This window comes from Paralysiella testudinis (assembly GCF_016894345.1).
GTDB lineage: Bacteria > Pseudomonadota > Gammaproteobacteria > Burkholderiales > Neisseriaceae > Paralysiella > Paralysiella testudinis.
This window is the reverse complement of sequence record NZ_CP069798.1, coordinates 1,744,000-1,762,538: the sequence shown is the minus strand read 5'-3', so window position 1 is coordinate 1,762,538 and position 18,539 is coordinate 1,744,000. Positions and strand designations below refer to the sequence as shown.

Below are 18,539 nucleotides of genomic sequence, written 5' to 3'. Positions count from 1 at the left end.
TCCGCCCTTGCTGCCTTAAGCTTTCAGGCAGCCTTTAATCTTATTATTTCCCAACAGCCAACGCCTTGGCTGAAACCCTAACCATGCACATTACGTTGTTCGTGTGCATCATTAGTGTTTTAGCGGGCTGCGGCGTTTTATCTCAAGGACATGCATGTTTAATAAACACATCAAATCGTTCCAATACGGCGACCAAACCGTTACCTTTGAAACCGGCGAAATCGCCCGCCAGGCTTCGGCGGCAGTAAAAGTGTCGATGGGCGACACCGTGGTATTGGTGGCGGTAACTGCAGCCAAAGACGTTAAAGCCGGGCAAGACTTCTTCCCGCTCACCGTGGATTACTTGGAGCGCACTTATGCCGCAGGCAAAATCCCCGGCGGTTTCTTTAAGCGCGAAGGCCGCCAAAGTGAGAAAGAAATCCTCACCAGCCGCCTGATTGACCGCCCCATCCGCCCGCTGTTTCCGGCCGGTTTCTACCACGATATCCAAATCGTGGCCATGGTGGTGTCGGTAGACCCTGAAATCGATTCCGATATTCCCGCCATGTTGGGTGCTTCCGCTGCGCTGGTGCTCAGCGGCGTGCCGTTTGCCGGCCCCATTGGCGCGGCGCGCGTGGGCTATGTGAATGGCGAATATGTGCTCAATCCCACCAAAACCCAATTAGCCGAATCGCGTTTGGATTTAGTGGTGGCCGGTACCGAAAAAGCGGTGCTGATGGTGGAATCGGAAGCCGATGTGCTGCCTGAAGATGTGATGCTGGGCTCGGTGGTGTTTGGCCACCAGCACATGCAAGCGGCCATCGCGGCTATTAACGAGCTGGCCGATGCCGTTAACCCGGCAGTATGGGATTGGCAAGCGGCGGAAGAAAACGCCGAATTAGCCGCCAAAGTGCGCGAAATTGCCGGTGCCAGCGTGGATGCCGCTTTCAACATCAAGCAAAAACAAGCCCGCACCGCCATGCTCGACGAGGCTTGGGCGGCGGTAAAAGCGGCTTTGATTAACGAAGACACCGACACACTCACGGCTAACCAAATCAAAAGCCTATTTAAGCAATTGGAAAGCGATGTGGTGCGTGGCCAGATTTTGGACGGCCAGCCGCGTATTGATGGCCGCGACACCCGCACCGTGCGCCCCATCAACATCCAAACCGGCGTATTGCCGCGCACCCACGGCTCAGCCTTGTTTACCCGTGGCGAAACCCAAGCATTGGCCACCGCCACCTTGGGCACCGCCCGCGATGCGCAAATCATCGATGCCATTAGCGGTGAATACACCGACCGCTTTATGCTGCACTACAATTTCCCTCCATACTCTACCGGCGAAGTAGGCCGCATGATGGGCCCGAAACGCCGCGAAATCGGCCATGGCCGCTTGGCCAAACGCGCCTTGGTGGCGGTATTGCCCAGCGCCGAAGATTTCAGCTACACCATGCGCGTGGTGTCGGAAATCACCGAGTCTAATGGCTCTTCTTCCATGGCCTCCGTGTGCGGCGGCTGCTTGAGCCTGTTATCAGCCGGTGTGCCGCTTAAGGCTCATGTGGCCGGCATTGCCATGGGCTTGATTTTGGAAGGCAATAAATTTGCCGTACTCACCGACATTTTGGGCGACGAAGACCACTTGGGTGATATGGACTTCAAAGTGGCCGGTACCACCGAAGGCATCACTGCCTTGCAAATGGACATCAAAATCCAGGGCATCACCAAAGAAATCATGAATGTGGCCTTGGATCAAGCCAAAGAAGCCCGCCTGCACATCTTGGCGCAAATGAAAGAAGTGGTAGACGGCCCGCAAGCGCTGTCTGCCCACGCGCCGCGTTTGTTCACCATGAAAATCAACCAAGACAAAATCCGTGATGTGATTGGCAAAGGCGGCGAAACCATCCGTGCGCTCACCGCCGAAACCGGCACCGAAATCAACATTGCCGAAGACGGCACCATCACCATTGCCGCCGTTACCGAAGAAGCGGGCAATGCCGCCAAACAGCGCATTGAGCAAATCACCGCCGAAGTGGAAGTGGGCAAAGTCTACGAAGGCACCGTATTGAAGATTTTGGATAATAATGTGGGCGCGATTGTGTCGGTGATGCCGGGCAAAGACGGCTTGGTGCACATCAGCCAAATCGCCCACGAGCGCGTAAAAGACGTGAGCGATTACCTGCAAGTAGGCCAACAGGTTAAAGTGAAAGCACTGGAAGTAGACGACCGCGGCCGCGTACGCCTGTCGATCAAAGCCTTGCTGGAGCGCCCGCAAGCCGAAGAAAAACCGGCTGAAGGCGGCAACGCTTAAACCGGTTCGCGATAAGCAGTAAACCCGAAAACAGTTGCTTATATTCGCTGGGTTTGGGTTAATATTAAAAGGCTGCCTGAAAAGTTTTCAGGCAGCCTTAATTTGTTGTATTAAAGTATTTTATGAATTTACATCATTAGATTAAAGGCAATACCATGACCAAATCTAACGCCCTGATGTTGTTGATTTTCAGCTTGGTATTGCTGTGGTCGGGCATTCACCCCCACGATGGCTTTACCTGGGCATTGGAAGTAGCGCCGGCCATTTTGGGTGTGCTGGTGCTGCTGGCCACCGGCCGCCGCTTTCGGTTCAGCTCATTTGCCTATTGGGTGATGTTGCTGCATGCGGTGGTGTTGATGGTGGGCGGCCATTACACCTACGCCGAAGTGCCGCTGTTCGATTGGCTGCGCGAACCCATGGGCTGGAGCCGCAATAACTACGATAAAGTTGGCCACTTTATGCAAGGCTTCGCCCCCGCCGTTGTTACCCGCGAATTGCTGTGGCGGCTGGATGTGGTGCGAAAACGTGGCTGGTTAGCCTTCCTCACCGTGTGCGTGTGCATGGCCATCAGCGCCGTCTACGAGCTAATCGAATGGCTGGTGGCGGTGCTCAGCCGGCAAGCGGCCGATGCTTTTTTGGGCACCCAAGGCTATGTGTGGGATACGCAATCGGATATGTTGTGGTGCCTGATTGGTGCGATTAGCATGCTGCTGCTGTTTGGCCGCCTGCATCAACGTGCCATGGCAAAAATAGCGTAATCCCATTGGCTTTGGCTACATAATTGCCGTATAATCCGCCCTCTGATCCAACACGCGGACGTGGCGGAATTGGTAGACGCACTGGATTTAGGTTCCAGCGCCGTAAGGTGTGAGAGTTCGAGTCTCTCCGTCCGCACCACATTGAAGAAAAAGCAGCCCTAACCCGGCTGCTTTTTTTGTCTAACACCGTCTAAGGGCATCAACCAAAGCCAATAGGCGCAAGGATTTTGGCTTGATTCTCTTGTTTGAAATGGCTGTCGTATTGTCGCTGACAACGAAATGACAAATAAGGCTACCTGAAGAGGTTTCAGGCAGCCTTTGGCATGATGCGGTTTTATGCTGGCGTTAAGACAAGCTGTCCAAATAACGCTCGGCATCTAGGGCGGCTTGGCAGCCGGAGGCGGCGCTGGTAATGGCTTGGCGGTAGATGTGGTCTTTTACATCGCCTGCCGCCCATACGCCGGGCACATTGGTGGCGCCGGCATTGCCTTCGTTGCCGCCACGGGTGTTCAGGTAGCCGGTTTCATCCATGTCGAGCTGGCCTTTGAAAATATCGGTGTTGGGCTTGTGGCCGATGGCGATAAATACGCCGCTCACGGCGATGTCTTCGGTGTTGCCGCTGTTGTCTTTCAGGCGTGCACCAGTAACGCCGCCGGCATCGCCCAAGATTTCATCCAAATTGGCATTTAGCTTGAGGCTGATTTTACCTTCGGCCACGCGCTGCATCAGTTTGTCGACCATGATTTTTTCGGCACGGAAGCTGTCGCGGCGGTGGATTAGGGTAACGTGTTTGGCGATATTGGCCAAATACAGCGCTTCTTCTACGGCAGTATTGCCGCCGCCCACCACGGCCACATCTTGGTTTTTATAGAAAAAACCGTCGCAAGTGGCGCAGGCCGACACGCCTTTGCCCGCAAACGCTTCTTCGCTGGGCAGGCCCAGGTATTTGGCCGAGGCACCGGTGGCGATAATCAGCGCATCGCAGCTGTAGCTGCCCATGTCGCCACTGAGCACAAACGGGCGTTGCTGCAAATCCACGGTGTGGATTTGGTCGAACACCATTTCGGTGCCGAAGCGCTCGGCGTGCGCCAGAAAACGTGCCATCAATTCGGGGCCTTGTACGCCTTCGGCATCGGCCGGCCAGTTGTCCACTTCGGTGGTGGTCATCAATTGGCCACCTTGGGCGATGCCGGTAATCAAAGTAGGCTGCAGGTTGGCACGCGCGGCGTAAACGGCGGCGGTGTAACCGGCGGGGCCGGAGCCCAAAATAATCAGTTTGCTGTGTTTGGTTTCGCTCATGAGCGCTTTCCTTTCGGCTTAAAACAGATTGCAGCCGCCACTATGCACGAGGCTGCCTGAAACGGCCATTTGTTTGTATTTATGGCGTGATAGCCTGCTTTGTACTGCAAGCAAGCGGCGGATTTAAGAGCCCAACCTGAGGCAACCGCCATTAAAACGGCTTAATGATGGCCGCCCGCTTCGCCGTCGAGCTGGTAAACGCTGCCGCAATACGGGCATTCGATGCGGCTGTTGGACTGGATGGGCAGAAACACGCGCGGGTGGCCGTTCCAGGTTTCGTTTTTGGGGCCGGCGCAATGCAGCGGCAAATCGTGCGGGGTGATGTGAATCACGGGGTTTTCTTGGGCGCTGTTCATAAAGGTTCCTTGAGATATTAAGATAAACATGGTTTCAGGCAGCCTGCTAAATGAACAGGCTGCCTGAAAGTTTACAGTGGATAAATCTTAATCAACATAAGTCAGCCATTGTTGATAGGCCGGGTTTTCGCCTTTCACAATGGCAAAGAAACGCTGTTGGATGTCGGTGGTGATGGGGCCGCGGCTGCCGATGCCGATGGGGCGGTTGTCCACTTCGCGCACGGGGGTCACTTCGGCGGCGGTGCCGGTAAAGAATACCTCATCGGCGGTGTAGAGCTCGTCGCGGGTGATGCGTTTTTCCACTACTTCGATGCCGATTTCTTTGGCAATCGCCATCACGCTTTTGCGGGTGATGCCGTCCAGCGCTACGTCCAGCGCCGGGGTGTAGAGCACGCCGTTTTGCACCACAAAAATATTTTCGCCGCTGCCTTCGGCCACATAGCCTTGCGCATCCAGCAAAATGGCTTCGTCGTAGCCGTCGCGCACGGCTTCGGTGTTGGCCATAATCGAATTCATGTAGTTGCCGTTGGCCTTGGCTTTAATCATGGTGATGTTGGGGTGGTGGCGGGTGAAAGAGCTGATTTTCACGCGAATGCCGCGCGCCATGCCCTCTTCGCCCAAATACGCGCCCCATGGCCACGCGGCCACAATCATCTGCACATCGTCGGCCTGCGGCGCAACGCCTAGCTTAGCAGAGCCGTAAAACGCCATCGGGCGGAAGTAACACGACTTTAAGCCGTTGGCTTTCACCACATCAATATGCGCCTGATTGATGGCTTCCGGGCTGAACGGCAAGGTCATGCCCACAATTTTGGCCGAATTAAACAGGCGGCGGGTGTGGTCTTGCAAACGGAAAATGGCCGAGCCGCGCGCGGTTTCGTAAGCACGCACGCCTTCAAACACGCCCATGCCGTAATGCAGGGTGTGGGTGAGCACATGGGTTTGCGCGCTTTTCCATTCCACCATTTCGCCGTTGTACCAGATAAAACCGTCGCGGTCGGCCATAGACATACTTAATTCTCCTGAAATACTGATAAGGGCATTGCCACCCGGTTGGGTTTATTCCATTCGGGCTGCCTGAAAAAATCAATCCATACCAAGCTGCCTGAAAAGCTTCAGGCAGCCTATAAAAAATTCGGGCGCGTGTTTGCACAAGCTGGATTATACACGCGCCCGCTGCCCAGCCGCCATGCTTTTAAAGCGCTAACTTTACTCGGCCTGGTGGCCGTAATCCACAATACTGAGGTGATCCAAATCGGTGACACCGTGGCCTTTGTGTTGGCTGTTGAGCTGGATATTCAGGCGCAAATCGTTTACTGAGTCGGCATTTTTAAGCGCATCGTCGTAGCTGATTAAACCGGCTTCGTATAAATCAAACAGCGATTGGTCGAAGGTTTGCATGCCCAAGTCGCGCGAGCGTGCCATGATTTCTTTAACCCCGTGGATATCGCCGTTCAAAATCAGCTCGGCAATCAGCGGCGAATTAAGCAACACTTCCACCGCCGCCACCCTGCCCTTGCCCCCGGGTTTGGGCACCAGCCGTTGCGAAATAAAGCCTTTTAAGTTTAGCGACAAATCATTCAGCAATTGGCTGCGCCGCTCTTCAGGAAAGAAGTTGATGATGCGGTCCAGCGCTTGGTTGGCGCTGTTGGCGTGCAGTGTGGCCATGCACAAATGGCCGGTTTCGGCAAAGGCCAGCGCGTAATCCATGGTTTCGCGGTCGCGGATTTCGCCAATCAAAATCACGTCCGGCGCTTGGCGCAAGGTGTTTTTCAGCGCCGCAAACCAGTTTTCGGTGTCCACGCCCACTTCGCGCTGGGTGATGATGCAGTTTTTATGCGGGTGCATAAACTCAATCGGGTCTTCAATGGTGATGATGTGGCCGTGGCTGTGTTGATTGCGATAGTCGATTAGCGCCGCCAGCGACGTGGATTTACCCGAGCCGGTGCCGCCCACAAAAATCACCAAACCGCGCTTGCTCATCACCACATCTTTGAGCACGGTGGGCAGATTCAGGTTTTCAAATTGCGGAATGTCGCTGGTAATCACCCGGCACACCAGCGCCACCGCACCGCGCTGCACCATGGCGTTAATACGAAAGCGCGATACCCCGGCCAAGCTGATGGCGAAATTGCATTCATTGGTGTCGTCAAACTCTTTGGCCTGTTTGTCGTCCATAATCGCGCGCGCCATCATTGCGGTGTGCTCGGCGGAAAGCTTTTTTTCGCTCACCGGCGCCAGCTGGCCGTCGAGCTTCATTGCCGGCGGAAAACCGGCGGTTACAAATAGGTCGGAACCTTTTTTATGCACCAGCTATTGCAATAGCTGGTGCATCAGTTTTTTCATGTCTTCATTAAAGGCGGGAATGGCCATGGAATCTCTATTAAAGTGTGTGTGATGCAAAAAATTATTGATACCGCCACCGGAATAATCAGATGGCGGCATGCTTTAGCGCGTTACCGGCTTATAGCGAATCCGCTTCGGCTTGGCGCCTTCTTCACCCAAACGGCGTTTTTTGTCGGCTTCGTATTCTTGGTAGTTGCCGTCGAAAAACACCCATTTACTGTCGCCTTCGGCGGCCAAAATATGGGTGGCGATGCGGTCGAGGAACCAGCGGTCGTGCGAAATCACCATTACGCTGCCAGCAAATTCCAGCAAGGCATCTTCCAGTGCGCGCAGGGTTTCTACGTCCAAATCGTTGGAAGGTTCGTCGAGCAGCAATACATTGCCGCCGCCAATCAGGGTTTTGGCCAAATGCAAGCGGCCGCGTTCGCCGCCGGACAAATTGCCCACGATTTTGCTCTGGTCGCTGCCTTTGAAGTTGAAACGTCCCAAATAAGCGCGGGCGGGGATTTCAAACTGACCCACCTGCAAGATATCGCGGCCTTCGGCGATTTCGTCGAACACGGTTTTGTCGTTGCCCAGCCCTTCGCGGCTTTGGTCGATTACCGCCATTTTCACGGTTTGACCGATGGCCACGCTGCCTGAATCGGGCGTTTCTTTGCCGCCAATCAGTTTAAACAAGGTGGATTTACCTGCGCCATTGGGGCCGATAATGCCCACAATCGCGCCGGGCGGCACTTTGAAGCTGAGGTCGTCAATCAGCAATTTATCGCCAAAAGCTTTGCTCACATTGGTAAACTCAATCACTTCGTTGCCCAAACGCTCGGCCACGGGGATAAAGATTTCTTGGGTTTCATTGCGCTTTTGGTATTCGTAGTTGCTCATTTCTTCAAAACGCGCCAAGCGGGCTTTGGATTTGGCTTGGCGGCCTTTGGCGTTTTGGCGCACCCATTCCAGCTCCTGCTTCATGGCTTTGATGCGGGCGGCTTCGGATTTGGCTTCATTTTCAAGCCGCTGCTCTTTTTGCTCCAGCCAAGAAGAATAATTGCCTTTCCACGGAATGCCGTGGCCGCGGTCGAGCTCCAAAATCCATTCGGCGGCGTTGTCGAGGAAATAGCGGTCATGCGTTACCGCCACCACGGTGCCGGGGAAGCGCACCAAAAACTGCTCCAGCCATTCCACCGACTCGGCGTCCAAGTGGTTGGTGGGCTCGTCCAGCAGCAGCATATCGGGCTTGGAGAGCAACAGTTTACACAAGGCCACGCGGCGTTTTTCACCACCGGAAAGGTTGCCGATTTTGGCATCCCATTCAGGCAGCCTTAAGGCATCGGCGGCAATTTCCAATTCATGCTCGGCCCCGCCGCCGGTGCTGGAGCCGGCGGCGATAATCGCTTCCAATTTGCCTTGTTCTTCGGCCAGCGCATCAAAATCGGCATCCGGCTCCGCATACAGCGCATATACTTCTTCCAACCGTTTTTGTGCCGCCGCCACTTCGCCCAAGCCGCTTTCTACTTCTTCGCGTACGGTTTTTTCAGGGTCGAGCTGCGGCTCTTGCGGCAAATAGCCGATGTTGATGCCGCTCATGGGAATGGCTTCACCGTCGAATTCTTTGTCTACCCCGGCCATAATGCGCAACACGGTAGACTTACCCGAGCCGTTTAAGCCCAGCAAGCCGATTTTGGCACCAGGGAAAAACGACAGCGAAATGTCTTTGATGATGGTTTTTTGCGGCGGCACGACCTTGCTCACACGCAGCATGGAATAAACGTATTGGCTCATAATCACTCTTTGAATAAAAATAAAATCTTGGGTGCGCAGTTTCAGGCAGCCTTAAGTAAGTGCTGATTTAATCAAGCGCTTGCTATAGCAAAGAAACTAAATAATCCTACGGTGTTGGCTCGCCTACGCGCTATGCGAACGATTTTGTAAGGCGCTAAAGCGCCAACAAAACTCTGTTCCGTACTGGGTGTACTGTCTGCGGCTCACCGCCTTGTATGATTTATTTATTTTCTTTGCTATTTAAAGGCGCAAACACAAAGCCCATATTCTAGCCTATTTTAGCGGCTGCCGCAGTGGCGGCTTTTGGGTTAAAATAGCACCTTTGCCGCCGTTTTGCATAATCCAGGCTTTTTCGGAATCCTTTATGGAATTTATCAGCATCGTTATCGACTTTATCCTCCACATCGACCAGCACTTGCAGGATCTTAGTGCCCAATACGGGCCGTGGATTTACGCCATTTTGTTTCTGATTGTGTTTTGCGAAACCGGACTGGTGGTAACGCCGTTTCTGCCCGGTGATTCGCTGTTGTTTGCTGCGGGCAGCTTGGCGGCGGTGGGCGACATGAACATCCATTTGATGGTAGTGCTGCTGCTACTGGCCGCCATTTTGGGCGATGCGGTGAATTTTGCCATCGGCAAATACTTTGGCGAACGGCTGTTTGCCAACCCCAACTCCAAAATCTTCAAACAAAGCTACCTGAAAAAAACCGAAGCTTTCTACGCCAAACACGGCGGCAAAACCATTATTATTGCGCGCTTTATCCCGATTATCCGCACCTTTGCCCCGTTTGTGGCGGGCATGGGGCATATGCACTATGGCCGCTTTATCCGCTACAACGTGATTGGTGCCTTGGCGTGGGTGCTGCTGTTTTCGTATGCGGGCTATTTTTTCGGCCAATTGCCGGTTGTGAAGCAAAACCTGTCGCTGGTGCTGGCGGCGATTATCGTTTTGTCTATTCTGCCCGCGGTGATTGAAATCGTGCGCCACCGCCGTGCCGCCAAAAAAGCGACGGTTAACCCTGAAAATCAAAGTACGCCATGAGCCAAGCCCTATTGCTGTTTTGTGTTGAAGTGGAAGTGGGGCGTACCCCCAGCGACCCTCTGCCTGCCGACTGCGGCGGCGCTTTTGTGAATGTGTACTTGGCTGCGCCCGACATCCGCACCGCGCTGGATTGGGCCGAAGAGTGCCTTAGCCGCGACAACTACCGCGTGCACAGCTTAGAAGCCGTATTTAATCTGGACTTGGGCGAATACATCCGCGACCCCGAAGCCGAAGGCGAGCCGGAATACGAAGATTTGCTCGGCCTGCTGGATCAGGGCGGTGCTTGGTATGGCACCTTTCATTGCTACCCGCCGGATGAAGCGCCGCAGCGGCTGCATTAGGCTTCAGCCCAAACACCGACCGCTTCAAAATCAAGCGCCAACAACACCCAACAAGGCGGCCGTCAAGCTCGCCCCCTATCACCTAATAAAGCCCCGCCCATGAGTCGCATTGCCCTGCTACCCGACCACCTGATTAACCAAATTGCCGCCGGTGAAGTGGTGGAGCGCCCGGCCAATGCGCTGAAGGAAATTCTCGAAAACAGCATAGATGCCGGCGCCACCCAAATCAACATCGAATTGGCGGGCGGCGGCATCAAATTGATGCGCATCACCGACAACGGCAGTGGCATGGCTGCCAGCGATTTACCGCTGGCATTGGCGCGACACGCCACCAGCAAAATCAGCAATCTGGCCGACTTGGAACACGTGGCCAGCATGGGCTTTCGCGGCGAAGGGCTGGCCAGCATTGCCTCGGTAAGCCGCCTCACCCTCACCAGCCGCCGCCCCAACGATGCCCACGCCAGCCAAATCTTGGCCGACGACGGCCAGCTCTCGCCCATCCGCGCCGCCGCCCATGCGCCCGGCACCTGCGTGGAAGTGGCCGAGCTGTTTTTCAACACCCCGGCGCGGCGCAAATTTCTGAAAGCCGAAGCCACCGAATACGCCCACTGCCTAAGCATGGCCGAGCGGCTGGCACTGGCACACCCGCACACCGGCTTTGAGCTGAGCCACAACGGCAAAACCACCTTGTCCCTGCCCGTGCAAACCTTGGCCGAACGCGTGGCCGCCATCTTGGGTGCCGACTTTCAGGCAGCCTCGCTGCCCATCGACAGCGGCAACGGCGCCATGCGCCTTTACGGCTTTATCGGCAAACCCACTTTTGCCCAAGGCAAAAGCAGCCAGCAATATTGCTTTGTTAACCAGCGCTTTGTGCGCGACAAAGTGCTGCTGCACGCGGCCAAACAAGCTTATCGCGATGTGTTGCACCACGCCGTTACCCCCGCCTTCGCCCTGTTTTTGGAGCTGCCCGGCGCCGAAGCCGATGTGAACGTACACCCCACCAAAACCGAAGTGCGCTTTCGCCACAGCCAGCAAGTGCATCAACTGGTATTCCACACCCTCAACAAAGCACTGGCCGCCACCGATGCCGCCAGCACCGAATCGGTATCGCAAGCAGGCGCTTTATTGCACGACATCGTGGCCGCCCAGCCCGGCAATGTGCAAAACCTGTTTGCCCGACCCGCCACGGCTTCAGGCAGCCTAGAAAGCAATAGCAGCGGCCGCGCCCCCATGCCCTACCAAACTGCCCGCGCCCCGATACAGCAAGGCTTAAGCCTGCGCGAATCGCAAGCCGCAATGGCCACCTATGCCGAGCTCTACCGCCGTGATTCGGCCGAAATAGAAACAGACACCGACAGCGAGTTAAGCGCCCTTGAGCAAGCCCAAGGCCTCGCCCCCACCCACCACCCCGAGCTGCCGCCGCTGGGCTATGCCATCGCCCAACTGCTGGGCATCTATATTCTGGCGCAAGGCGAAGACAGCCTGCTGCTGATCGACATGCACGCCGCCGCCGAGCGCGTGAATTATGAAAAAATGAAAGCCCAGCGTGCCGCTTCAGGCAGCCTGCAAAGCCAGCCACTGCTGATTCCGCTCACACTGGCCGCCAGCCACGAAGAAATGGCTGCCCTAGCCGAACACGGCGACACCTTGCGCGGCTTCGGGCTGGATTTATCCGCCCTGGGTGCCAACACCATCGCCATCCGCGCCGTGCCGCACATGCTCACCCAAAGCGATGCGGCGACGCTAACACGGCAAATGCTGGCCGACATGGCCGCCAGCGGCCACAGCAACGCCATCGCCGAGCGTGAAAACCAAATCCTCGCCACCCTCGCCTGCCACGGCTCCGTGCGCGCCGGACGCAAGCTCACCCTGCCCGAAATGAACGCCCTCTTGCGCGACATGGAACAAACCGAACGCGCCAACCAATGCAACCACGGCCGTCCCACTTGGATCAAACTGCGCCTGCAAGACCTAGACGCCCTGTTTTTGCGCGGGCAATAATTAGGTTTCGTTATACCGCCACCGTAGGGTGGATTACGTATATCAACACCATATAATTGGCGGGCATGCATGGCTCGCCCTGCCGATTACAAACACAATTTACCCATTTATAGTGAAATAAATACAAAGGCTGCCTGAAAGCAAAGCTTCTGTGAAGCTAAAGCAATTTCAGGCAGCCCATACAACACAATATATCGGTTTCAATTATACCCCGTTTACCAAGCACATTCAGCCCCAACCGGTATTTGTTTGACTTGGCTAAACAAGCACGTAGCCACCGCGGCAGGCTTGCGTGATTTGCGGCATGATAAAGGTAATAAGCACAGCCGCCCCTTATTGCGGCGGCATGTTCTCCATTACCCACCATAAGGACATCCATTATGAGCACACCTTTCTTTATGCCCGCCAACAACCTGCTGGGCGCCGGCGCCTTGGCCGATGCCGTAGCGCAAATGGCGGCTGCCGGTTTTAAAAAAGCGTTTATCGTTACCGACAAGCCCTTAAACGAATTGGGCTATGCCCGTGATTTGACCGCGCAATTGGCAGCGGTGGGCATTGACAGCGTGATTTTTGACGATGTGCGCCCCAACCCCACCGTGGGCAATGTCAACGCCGGCTTGGCCATGCTGCAAACAGCGGGTGCCGACTGCGTGGTGTCGCTGGGCGGCGGCTCGCCGCACGACTGCGCCAAAGGCATTGCACTGGTGGCCACCAACGGCGGCAAAATCGAAGACTACGAAGGTGTCGACAAATCAGCCAAGCCGCAATTGCCGCTGATTGCAGTAAACACCACTGCCGGCACCGCCTCGGAAATGACCCGCTTCACCATCATCACCGATGAAACCCGCCACGTTAAAATGGCCATTGTCGACAAACACGTTACCCCGTATTTATCGGTGAACGACCCGGCACTGATGGTGGGCATGCCCGCCGCGCTCACCGCCGCCACCGGCATGGACGCCCTCACCCACGCCGTGGAAGCCTATGTATCCACCGCCGCCAACCCCATCACCGATGCCTGTGCCGTGAAAGCCATCGCCTTGATTGCCCGCTTTTTGCCCACTGCTGTGGCCGAGCCGGCCAATGCCGAAGCACGCGAACAAATGGCCTACGCCCAATTTTTGGCCGGCATGGCGTTTAACAACGCCTCTTTGGGCTATGTGCACGCCATGGCACACCAATTGGGCGGCTTCTACGACCTGCCCCACGGCGTCTGCAACGCCTTGCTGTTGCCGCATGTGCAAGCCTTCAACCAACGCGCCGCCCAAACACGGCTGGATGAAGTGGGCGCCATTTTGGCGGCCAACAATGCCGATTTAGCCGGTTTAGATGTGATTGCCGCCATTCAAAAACTGGCCGCCTTGGTGGGCATTCCCAAAACCCTGCGCGAGCTGGGCGTAAAAGAAGCCGACTTCCCCACCTTGGCCGACAATGCCATGAAAGACGTGTGTGGCCTCACCAATCCGGTGCAGCCCAATAAAGCGGAAGTGATTGGCATTTTTCAGGCAGCCTTTTAAGCTTCAGGCAGCCTAAAACAGGCAACCGCCCGGTTTTACTCGGGCGGTTTTTTCATATACAAAAGCAGTCAATTTCAAACTGCTCGTGTAGGTCGGATTCTTGAATCCGACATTTGGCCCAATAGACCAAAACAACACCATCTAGTTTTTGATCCCCCGTTGGATTCAAGAATCCGACCTTGTATCTCTCAAGCGGTGAGTAAAACGCGTATTATTCCCGCCCCGTATGGCAGCAAACTGTATCCGACCCAAGTGCCCGACACTGAAATGTAGATAACACTGCCATACACCTCATCCTTGTATCTCTCAAGCGGTGAGTAAAACGCGTATTATTCCCGCCCCGTATGGCAGCAAACTGTATCCGACCCAAGTGCCCGACACTGAAATGTAGATAACACTGCCATACACCTCATCCTACAATCTGAATGGTATCCAAGTGCGCGGCAGCGCCCGCAAGACACTGCATAAATAAGGATAGATTATGATGAACTTCCAAGTATTGGGCATCGACATCAGCAAAAACAAATTAGATTGTGCTCTTATCCGCGACATTGGCAGCAGTAAAATCAAAACCAAAGCATTGCCAAACCACCTCCAAGGCTTTAACCAACTGACAGAATGGCTGTATAAAAACATCGGTGAAGACTTAAGCCTACTCAAAATTTTCATGGAAGCCACCGGCGTTTACCATGAAGCATTGGCAGAGTATCTGCATAACAAAGGCATCGCCGTTTATCTGCTTAATCCTGCCGACAGTGCCCATTATGCCAAATACGACAGCTTGCACAAAACCGATAAGGCTGATAGCCAGTCACTGGCCAGAGCCGGTATTGACCGCCTCATGCACCACAAAGTACGCCAATGGCAGCCTGCTGCACCCCACATCAAGCGGCTCAACGCACTACTAGCCCGTCTAGATGCGCTGCAAAGCGATCTGCAGCGTGAAGACAACCGCATGGAGAAAGCCGGATTCAGCGCTGTTCCCGAAGCGGTCAGCCAGTCCATCAGCACCATGCAGACCAATTTGAAGCAGCAGATCAGCACCATCACACAGGAAATCGAACAACATATTGACCGGCATCCTGATTTGAAAAAGACCGTGCTTTACTGCGCAGCATACCCGGTGTAGGTGAAGTGGTTTCATTGCGCATGGTTGCGCTCTATCATAGCAAACATTTTACCTCCGCCTCGCAAATGGCTGCCTATTTGGGATTGGTGCCGAAAAAACGGGAATCCGGCAAACACAAAGGCAAAGCCATGCTTTCCAAGCGGGGCAGTTCGGTCATAAGAGCTAAGTTGTATATGGCTGCGGTGGTTGCAAAAACGTGGAATCCGGATATTAACGCGCATTACCGCAGACTGAAAGCCAGAAACAAAACGGAAATGCAGACCATCGGCGCAGCGATGCGCCGCTTGGTACAGATTTGCTTTGGTGTGTTGAAGCACCAATGCGAATATCAGGCCAAAATAACCATTGCGGCTTGATGCGAGAGATGGTATCTACAATCTGAATGGTATCCAAGTGCGCGGCAGCGCCCGCAAGACACTGCATAAATAAGGATAGATTATGATGAACTTCCAAGTATTGGGCATCGACATCAGCAAAAACAAATTAGATTGTGCTCTTATCCGCGACATTGGCAGCAGTAAAATCAAAACCAAAGCATTGCCAAACCACCTCCAAGGCTTTAACCAACTGACAGAATGGCTGTATAAAAACATCGGTGAAGACTTAAGCCTACTCAAAATTTTCATGGAAGCCACCGGCGTTTACCACGAAGCATTGGCAGAGTATCTGCATAACAAAGGCATCGCCGTTTATCTGCTTAATCCTGCCGACAGTGCCCATTATGCCAAATACGACAGCTTGCACAAAACCGATAAGGCTGATAGCCAGTCACTGGCCAGAGCCGGTATTGACCGCCTCATGCACCACAAAGTACGCCAATGGCAGCCTGCTGCACCCCACATCAAGCGGCTCAACGCACTACTAGCCCGTCTAGATGCGCTGCAAAGCGATCTGCAGCGTGAAGACAACCGCATGGAGAAAGCCGGATTCAGCGCTGTTCCCGAAGCGGTCAGCCAGTCCATCAGCACCATGCAGACCAATTTGAAGCAGCAGATCAGCACCATCACACAGGAAATCGAACAACATATTGACCGGCATCCTGATTTGAAAAAGACCGTGCTTTACTGCGCAGCATACCCGGTGTAGGTGAAGTGGTTTCATTGCGCATGGTTGCGCTCTATCATAGCAAACATTTTACCTCCGCCTCGCAAATGGCTGCCTATTTGGGATTGGTGCCGAAAAACGGGAATCCGGCAAACACAAAGGCAAAGCCATGCTTTCCAAGCGGGGCAGTTCGGTCATACGAGCTAAGTTGTATATGGCTGCGGTGGTTGCAAAAACGTGGAATCCGGATATTAACGCGCATTACCGCAGACTGAAAGCCAGAAACAAAACGGAAATGCAGACCATCGGCGCAGCGATGCGCCGCTTGGTACAGATTTGCTTTGGTGTGTTGAAGCACCAATGCGAATATCAGGCCAAAATAACCATTGCGGCTTGATGCGAGAGATGGTATCTACGCACTGCACACCAGCTGTTTAAAGGCTACCTGAAATGTAAAACTAACTTGATGCGCTAACCCACAATGGTTTTGCAAACCGCAGCGATTGCGTAAAATAGCACTATTCTTATCAACGCCCTCATCTCCATTATGCATTTCTACCCCATCAACTATATCGAGCCGGTATTCCGCCCGCCCAGCGAAGCCAAATCGCTGATTTTGCCGGTCACCAACGGCTGCTCGTGGAACCAGTGCACTTTTTGCGAAATGTACACCGCCCCGCAAAAAAAATTCCGCCCCTTTAAGCAAGAAGACATCGAAGCCAATCTGGCCAGAATAGCCGCCAGCGGCCAGCCGGTGCGGCGGGTGTTTTTGGCCGATGGCGATGCCATCACCCTGTCCACCCGCCGCTTATTGGCCATTCTGGCCGCCATCAAACAATATTTGCCGCAAGTGGAGCGGGTATCGGCCTATTGCCTGCCGCGCAATGTGGCCAATAAATCGGTGGCCGAATTGCGCGAATTGGCCGAGGCCGGTTTGAAAATGGTGTATGTGGGCTGCGAATCGGGCGACGACACCGTATTGCAGCGGGTAAACAAAGGCGAAACCTTTGCCTCTTCCGCCGCCGCGCTGCAAAAGCTGGGCGAAGCCGGTATTACCCGTTCGGTGATGATACTCACCGGCTTGGGCGGCACCGAATTAAGCCAACAGCACGCCGTGAACTCCGCGCGGCTGATGAACCAAACCCAGCCCGAATACGTGTCTACCCTAGTGGTAAGCTTTCCCTTAGGGCAAACGCGCCTGCAAGCCGGTTTCCCCGGCTTTACCCTGCCCGACACCATTGGCCTATTGCAAGAGCTGGCCTGCTTTATTGCGCACTTGCAACTGCACAACACCGTGTTTCGCAGCGACCATGCCTCCAATTATCTGGTGCTCAAAGGGCGCATGAACCGCGATAAAGAAACCTTGCTGGCCAAAATCCACGCCGCCATCGCTCGCCCGAACGAAGCGGGCTTGCGATCAGAATGGCAGCGCGGCTTATGAATTCCCCGGGTTTGGCCAATGCCTTAGCACAGCCCTGCCCGTGCGGTACCGGCGCAAGCCTGGCCGATTGCTGTGCGCCGCTGCATCAAGACACAAGGCTGCCTGAAAACGCCGAAGCGCTGATGCGCTCACGCTATACGGCTTATGTATTGGGAAAAATCGATTATATTGTGGCCAGCACCGTACCTGCGCAACAGCCTTTACTCGATGTGGCCGCCATCGAACAATGGAGCCATCACACCGCATGGGCCGATCTAACCGTACACCAACACCGGCCACGCATAGGCAAACACCATGCCCAAGTGCATTTTTCTGCCACATTTGACACCGCACAAGGGCGGCAGCAGCATGATGAGCACTCGGCTTTTGTGTGTATTAACGGGCGCTGGTATTTTATCGACCCCACCGTAGCGCTGCCGGGTTTGAAACAACCCTGTATCTGCGGCTCGGGCAAGAAATTCAAACATTGCTGCGCGGCGGTTTTGGTTTGAAAGCGAGTGGGATAAGGCTTTCTTAGCACTCGGTATTGTCAGAGAGCTTGGCTCAAAACACGCAGCTTCCATTTAATTTATATGCAAACTGCCTATTTTCGCCCTCTTATTTTTTATTTCAATTTATTTATTATGGTTTGCTTCAATGATTCAATAATCTCGACTGGGACTCTGTCAAAATGCTCATATTGCAAGATACCCATGGCACGCATTAACACCGCTTCGTCTTCGATATCGGCCATCCACTTGACGTAATCCGCCAGTTGTTCTTGGTTGAGCATTAGTACAAGAAAATTATCAAATTCAAAAGTTAAGCCATTACACAGACTAAAAATATTATCTTTTGTTATATTGACTAATTTTTCTTTTTGCTCAATTGAATAATTTATCGTGCTAATCGATCTAATAAAATTGGAAAAACTCTCCTGCTCCACCATTTTATTTGTTGATAACATATACCCTATAAAACCAAATTGTTCGTCAGATATGACTGTTTCACTCGGATAAACTTCTGAAAATAGGGTAATTGCCCGTCTCAACATTTTTTCTGGCATGCAATCGAAGTACGCTATCAAGTCTCGACCAGTAAATCGAGCCTTTAAGATAAATTCTAGCTGTCTTTTTATCGTTTCATCTCTTGTGCGCATAGATTCGTCATCTCATACTTATTCCAGAATCCCGCCCCACACAATTCCGGCTGGGACAGGGTTT

The 18,539-nt window shown here is 53.9% G+C and carries 17 protein-coding genes, 1 tRNA gene and 1 pseudogene; 13 read left to right on the top strand and 6 right to left on the bottom strand.

Annotated elements, in window-relative coordinates:
• Nucleotides 1–154 precede the first annotated feature (154 nt).
• From pnp to JQU52_RS09100, 3 genes are all read left to right on the top strand, one after another.
• Nucleotides 155–2,287: a polyribonucleotide nucleotidyltransferase gene (pnp, locus tag JQU52_RS09110; protein ID WP_230338189.1), complete on the top strand. Its 2,133-nt coding sequence runs from the start codon at nt 155–157 to the stop codon at nt 2,285–2,287.
• 155 nt (nt 2,288–2,442) lie between these two features.
• Complete coding sequence (locus JQU52_RS09105) at nt 2,443–3,045, top strand: DUF2238 domain-containing protein (protein WP_230338188.1); 603 nt, start codon at nt 2,443–2,445, stop codon at nt 3,043–3,045.
• 54 nt (nt 3,046–3,099) lie between these two features.
• Nucleotides 3,100–3,184 (top strand) — tRNA-Leu (locus JQU52_RS09100).
• Between the two features lie 206 nt (nt 3,185–3,390).
• Here JQU52_RS09100 and trxB read toward each other — a convergent pair.
• The 5 genes from trxB to ettA all read right to left on the bottom strand — a co-directional run bounded on the left by trxB (nt 3,391) and on the right by ettA (nt 8,825).
• Nucleotides 3,391–4,344: a thioredoxin-disulfide reductase gene (gene trxB / locus JQU52_RS09095; protein WP_230338187.1), complete on the bottom strand. Its 954-nt coding sequence runs from the start codon at nt 4,342–4,344 to the stop codon at nt 3,391–3,393.
• A gap of 161 nt (nt 4,345–4,505) precedes the next feature.
• The gene (locus JQU52_RS09090) at nt 4,506–4,700 is read right to left on the bottom strand and encodes a zinc-finger domain-containing protein (protein WP_230338186.1); all 195 of its coding nucleotides are present in this window, start codon (nt 4,698–4,700) and stop codon (nt 4,506–4,508) included.
• Between the two features lie 87 nt (nt 4,701–4,787).
• Nucleotides 4,788–5,711: a branched-chain amino acid transaminase gene (locus tag JQU52_RS09085; RefSeq protein ID WP_230338185.1), complete on the bottom strand. Its 924-nt coding sequence runs from the start codon at nt 5,709–5,711 to the stop codon at nt 4,788–4,790.
• Nucleotides 5,712–5,909: 198 nt separating this feature from the next.
• Nucleotides 5,910–7,013, bottom strand: a complete 1,104-nt coding sequence (locus JQU52_RS09080) for a PilT/PilU family type 4a pilus ATPase (protein WP_230340560.1) — start codon at nt 7,011–7,013, stop codon at nt 5,910–5,912.
• 135 nt (nt 7,014–7,148) lie between these two features.
• Nucleotides 7,149–8,825, bottom strand: coding sequence for an energy-dependent translational throttle protein EttA (gene ettA / locus JQU52_RS09075; RefSeq protein ID WP_230340559.1), 1,677 nt, complete (start codon nt 8,823–8,825; stop codon nt 7,149–7,151).
• Nucleotides 8,826–9,186: 361 nt separating this feature from the next.
• Between ettA and JQU52_RS09070 the strand changes: the two genes are divergently transcribed.
• From JQU52_RS09070 to JQU52_RS09025, 10 genes and pseudogenes are all read left to right on the top strand, one after another.
• A complete protein-coding gene (locus JQU52_RS09070; RefSeq protein WP_230338184.1) occupies nt 9,187–9,864 on the top strand; it encodes a DedA family protein in 678 nt (225 codons plus the stop codon).
• Complete coding sequence (locus JQU52_RS09065; RefSeq protein ID WP_230338183.1) at nt 9,861–10,205, top strand: hypothetical protein; 345 nt, start codon at nt 9,861–9,863, stop codon at nt 10,203–10,205. Before JQU52_RS09070 ends, JQU52_RS09065 begins: the two co-directional genes overlap by 4 nt.
• 99 nt (nt 10,206–10,304) lie before the next feature.
• The gene (gene mutL / locus JQU52_RS09060; RefSeq protein WP_230338182.1) at nt 10,305–12,206 is read left to right on the top strand and encodes a DNA mismatch repair endonuclease MutL; all 1,902 of its coding nucleotides are present in this window, start codon (nt 10,305–10,307) and stop codon (nt 12,204–12,206) included.
• A gap of 380 nt (nt 12,207–12,586) precedes the next feature.
• A complete protein-coding gene (locus tag JQU52_RS09055; protein WP_230338181.1) occupies nt 12,587–13,723 on the top strand; it encodes an iron-containing alcohol dehydrogenase in 1,137 nt (378 codons plus the stop codon).
• Between the two features lie 481 nt (nt 13,724–14,204).
• Complete coding sequence (locus JQU52_RS09050; protein ID WP_230338180.1) at nt 14,205–14,852, top strand: IS110 family transposase; 648 nt, start codon at nt 14,205–14,207, stop codon at nt 14,850–14,852.
• Nucleotides 14,853–14,872: 20 nt separating this feature from the next.
• Nucleotides 14,873–15,208 (top strand): transposase, encoded by a 336-nt coding sequence (locus JQU52_RS09045; protein ID WP_230338027.1) that lies wholly within the window; start codon nt 14,873–14,875, stop codon nt 15,206–15,208.
• An 82-nt stretch (nt 15,209–15,290) separates the two neighbouring features.
• A complete protein-coding gene (locus JQU52_RS09040) occupies nt 15,291–15,938 on the top strand; it encodes an IS110 family transposase (RefSeq protein ID WP_230338180.1) in 648 nt (215 codons plus the stop codon).
• 20 nt (nt 15,939–15,958) lie between these two features.
• Nucleotides 15,959–16,293: pseudogene (locus JQU52_RS09035) on the top strand (transposase).
• A 150-nt stretch (nt 16,294–16,443) separates the two neighbouring features.
• Nucleotides 16,444–17,337 carry a radical SAM protein gene (locus JQU52_RS09030; protein WP_230338178.1) on the top strand — a complete coding sequence of 298 codons (894 nt, stop codon included), beginning with the start codon at nt 16,444–16,446 and terminating at the stop codon, nt 17,335–17,337.
• Nucleotides 17,334–17,828, top strand: a complete 495-nt coding sequence (locus JQU52_RS09025; protein ID WP_230338177.1) for a YchJ family protein — start codon at nt 17,334–17,336, stop codon at nt 17,826–17,828. The genes JQU52_RS09030 and JQU52_RS09025 overlap by 4 nt, the downstream gene beginning before the upstream one ends.
• Before the next feature lie 113 nt (nt 17,829–17,941).
• On the opposite strand, the gene JQU52_RS09020 is transcribed toward JQU52_RS09025, so the two are convergent.
• Nucleotides 17,942–18,475 carry a hypothetical protein gene (locus tag JQU52_RS09020; RefSeq protein ID WP_230338176.1) on the bottom strand — a complete coding sequence of 178 codons (534 nt, stop codon included), beginning with the start codon at nt 18,473–18,475 and terminating at the stop codon, nt 17,942–17,944.
• Nucleotides 18,476–18,539: the final 64 nt, after the last annotated feature.